Origin of the sequence: Streptococcus sp. (assembly GCF_019414905.1) — a bacterium.
Lineage (GTDB): Bacteria > Bacillota > Bacilli > Lactobacillales > Streptococcaceae > Streptococcus.
In genome coordinates this window covers 1-4,061 of sequence record NZ_DXLC01000231.1, presented here as the reverse complement: position 1 = coordinate 4,061, position 4,061 = coordinate 1, and the positions used below count along the sequence as shown (strand labels likewise).

Annotated in this window: 4 protein-coding genes; all 4 read left to right on the top strand. The window is 38.8% G+C overall.

The window, feature by feature from the left end; genetic code table 11:
• Positions 1-178: PRD domain-containing protein (locus QZ359_RS07110; protein ID WP_293964907.1), on the top strand; the 178-nt coding region annotated here is incomplete at its 5' end.
• 35 nt (positions 179-213) lie between these two features.
• Positions 214-531: a PTS lactose/cellobiose transporter subunit IIA gene (locus tag QZ359_RS07105; RefSeq protein WP_001078331.1), complete on the top strand. Its 318-nt coding sequence runs from the start codon at positions 214-216 to the stop codon at positions 529-531.
• A complete protein-coding gene (locus QZ359_RS07100) occupies positions 531-2,222 on the top strand; it encodes a lactose-specific PTS transporter subunit EIIC (protein WP_293964876.1) in 1,692 nt (563 codons plus the stop codon). The genes QZ359_RS07105 and QZ359_RS07100 overlap by 1 nt, the downstream gene beginning before the upstream one ends.
• Before the next feature lie 332 nt (positions 2,223-2,554).
• On the top strand, positions 2,555-3,961 hold the full coding sequence (gene lacG / locus QZ359_RS07095; protein WP_000169285.1) for a 6-phospho-beta-galactosidase: 1,407 nt from the start codon (positions 2,555-2,557) through the stop codon (positions 3,959-3,961).
• Positions 3,962-4,061: the final 100 nt, after the last annotated feature.

The following is a 4,061-nucleotide window of genomic DNA, read 5'->3' as shown; positions in this document are numbered from 1 at the left end:
ATCCAGAGATGATAATCAATCACTTCTAGATATGGAAGACCATATCAAACAATCTTATCCAAAAGCATTCGAAGTTGGCTCCAAGATTTACGATGTAATTACGCAACATACGGGTCTTGATTTGTATAAAAGTGAACGAGTTTATCTAGTTCTACATATCCAACGTTTATTGTTATAAAAATTTAATTAAAAATACATAAGGAGAATTCTATCATGAATAGAGAAGAAGTAACATTGTTAGGTTTTGAAATCGTAGCCTATGCTGGCGATGCTCGTTCAAAACTATTGGAAGCCTTGAAGGCTGCTGAAGCTGGTGATTTTGAAAAAGCGGACGCTCTGGTAGAGGAAGCTGGTAGCTGTATTGCAGAGGCTCACCACGCTCAAACAAGTCTATTGACTAAGGAAGCTTCTGGTGAAGACTTAGCTTATAGTGTGACCATGATGCATGGCCAAGACCACTTGATGACAACCATCTTGTTAAAAGATTTGATGCACCACTTAATCGAACTCTACAAGAGAGGAGTTAAATAATGAATAAACTCATTGCATTTATTGAGAAAGGAAAGCCTTTCTTTGAGAAACTATCTCGTAATATCTATCTTCGTGCTATTCGTGATGGTTTTATTGCAGGTATGCCTGTTATTCTCTTCTCAAGTATCTTTATCTTGATTGCTTTTGTACCAAACTCATGGGGCTTTAAATGGTCTGATGAAGTTGTAACTTTTCTGATGAAACCTTACAGCTATTCAATGGGAATTCTGGCTCTCTTAGTAGCTGGTACAACTGCCAAGTCATTGACGGACTCAGTTAACCGTAGCATGGAGAAAACAAATCAAATCAACTATATGTCAACATTGTTGGCAGCAATTGTTGGTTTGTTGATGTTGGCAGCTGACCCTATCGAAAATGGTCTAGCTACTGGATTCTTGGGGACAAAAGGTTTGCTTTCAGCCTTCCTTGCTGCCTTTGTTACTGTAGCCATCTATAAGGTTTGTGTTAAGAACAACGTCACTATTCGTATGCCTGACGAAGTTCCACCAAATATCTCACAAGTCTTTAAAGATGTGATTCCATTCACTCTCTCAGTTGTTTCACTTTATGCTCTTGATTTACTAGCTCGTCATTTTGTGGGTGCAAGCGTAGCTGAATCAATCGGTAAATTCTTTGCACCGTTATTCTCTGCAGCTGATGGCTATCTTGGTATTACCATTATCTTTGGTGCTTTTGCCTTCTTCTGGTTTGTTGGGATTCATGGTCCATCTATCGTTGAACCAGCTATCGCAGCTATTACCTATGCCAATGCCGAAGTCAACTTGAACCTTCTCCAACAAGGGATGCACGCTGACAAGATTCTTACTTCTGGTACACAAATGTTTATCGTTACCATGGGTGGTACTGGTGCGACACTGGTTGTTCCATTCATGTTCATGTGGTTAACGAAATCAAAACGTAACCGTGCAATCGGACGTGCTTCAGTAGTTCCTACCTTCTTCGGTGTAAATGAACCAATCTTGTTTGGTGCACCACTTGTATTGAACCCAATCTTCTTCATTCCATTTATCTTTGCTCCAATCGTAAACGTATGGATCTTTAAATTCTTTATTGAAACACTTGGAATGAACTCATTCACTGCTAATCTACCATGGACAACTCCAGCTCCACTAGGTCTAGTTCTTGGTACTAACTTCCAAGTTCTATCATTCATTCTTGCTGCCCTTCTAATCGTGGTTGACGTAATCATTTACTATCCATTCCTTAAAGTATATGATGAACAAATTCTCGAAGAAGAGCGTTCAGGTAAGTCTAATGATGAATTGAAAGACAAAGTTGCTGCCAACTTCAACACTGCAAAAGCAGATGCTATTCTTGAAAAAGCGGGTGTAGAAGCAACACAAAATACCATCACTGAAGAAACAAATGTCCTCGTTCTCTGTGCAGGTGGAGGTACAAGTGGACTTCTTGCAAATGCTTTGAATAAGGCAGCAGCAGAATACAATGTCCCTGTGAAAGCAGCAGCAGGTGGCTATGGTGCTCACCGTGAAATGTTACCAGAGTTTGATCTAGTTATCCTTGCCCCTCAAGTTGCTTCAAACTTTGAAGATATGAAAGCAGAAACAGATAAGCTCGGTATTAAACTTGCGAAAACAGAAGGCGCTCAATACATCAAATTAACTCGTGATGGAAAAGGTGCTCTAGCATTTGTACAAGCGCAATTTGATTAACGATAGGGACTCTGAAATAGTCTCCTCTCGTTACGGAAATCGCTATGTTGAATTTCCTAATCGCCTTATTAATTCGTCGGTAAAAAGACATCGTTTTTACTTCCTCATGTCACAATTCGATTAAGGCTAGGGACTCTGAAATAGTTTCCTCTCGTTACGGAAATCGCTATGGAGAATTTCCTAATCGCCTTGTTAATTCGAAGGTAAAAAGATATCGTTTTTACCTTCTCATGTCACAATTTGGTGACTTGGTACAAGAAGTGAGATGGAGAAGGATGGCTCACTGACTCCTCTCACTTTTACTTTATTTAAATCAAGAAATAGGTGAAAAAATGACAAAAACATTACCAAAAGACTTTATTTTTGGTGGCGCAACAGCTGCTTATCAAGCAGAAGGTGCTACACATACTGATGGAAAAGGACCAGTAGCGTGGGATAAATATCTTGAAGATAACTATTGGTACACTGCAGAACCAGCTAGTGATTTTTACAATCGATATCCAGTTGACCTCAAGCTAGCAGAAGAGTATGGTGTCAATGGCATTCGAATTTCTATTGCCTGGTCACGTATTTTCCCAACTGGTTACGGTCAAGTAAATCAGAAAGGTGTTGAGTTTTATCATAATTTATTTGCAGAATGTCACAAACGTCATGTTGAGCCTTTTGTAACTCTTCATCATTTTGACACGCCAGAAGCTCTCCACTCAAATAGCGACTTCTTAAACCGTGAAAATATCGAACACTTTGTAGATTACGCTGCCTTCTGTTTTGAAGAATTTCCAGAAGTAAACTATTGGACAACCTTCAATGAAATCGGACCAATCGGTGATGGTCAATACTTGGTTGGGAAATTCCCTCCAGGTATTCAGTACGACCTTGCCAAAGTTTTCCAATCGCACCACAATATGATGGTTTCTCATGCGCGTGCAGTCAAGCTATATAAAGATAAAGGTTATAAAGGCGAAATTGGTGTTGTTCACGCACTGCCAACCAAGTATCCTTTAGATCCTAAAAATCCAGCAGATGTTCGTGCAGCTGAGTTGGAAGATATTATTCACAATAAATTTATATTGGATGCAACTTATCTAGGTCGCTATTCAGCTGAAACGATGGAAGGTGTCAACCATATCTTATCAGTCAATGGTGGTAGCTTAGATCTTCGTGAAGAAGATTTCGAAGTATTAGAAGCCGCAAAAGACTTGAATGATTTCCTAGGAATCAACTACTATATGAGTGACTGGATGGAAGCATTTGATGGAGAAACTGAAATTATCCATAATGGTAAGGGTGAGAAAGGAAGCTCTAAATATCAAATCAAAGGTGTTGGTCGTCGTGTAGCTCCTGACTATGTACCACGTACTGATTGGGATTGGATTATCTACCCTCAAGGTTTGTATGACCAAATCATGCGCGTGAAGAAAGATTATCCTAACTACAAGAAGATTTACATCACTGAAAATGGTCTTGGATATAAAGATGAGTTTGTTGATAACACTGTTTACGATGATGGTCGTATTGATTACGTGAAGCAACACTTGGAAGTTTTGTCTGATGCGATTGCAGATGGAGCTAATGTAAAAGGTTACTTCATTTGGTCATTAATGGATGTCTTCTCATGGTCAAACGGTTATGAAAAACGTTACGGTCTCTTCTATGTAGACTTTGAAACGCAAGAACGTTATCCTAAGAAATCAGCTCACTGGTACAAGAAAGTAGCAGAAACTCAAGTGATTGAGTAGTAGAATGAGTAATTAGATATAGAATTCTAGTGAGACAAAAAGATGTTCAAAGATTTTATCCAATCTATTTATGAAAAAGTTTATATTATCAATTTTGATA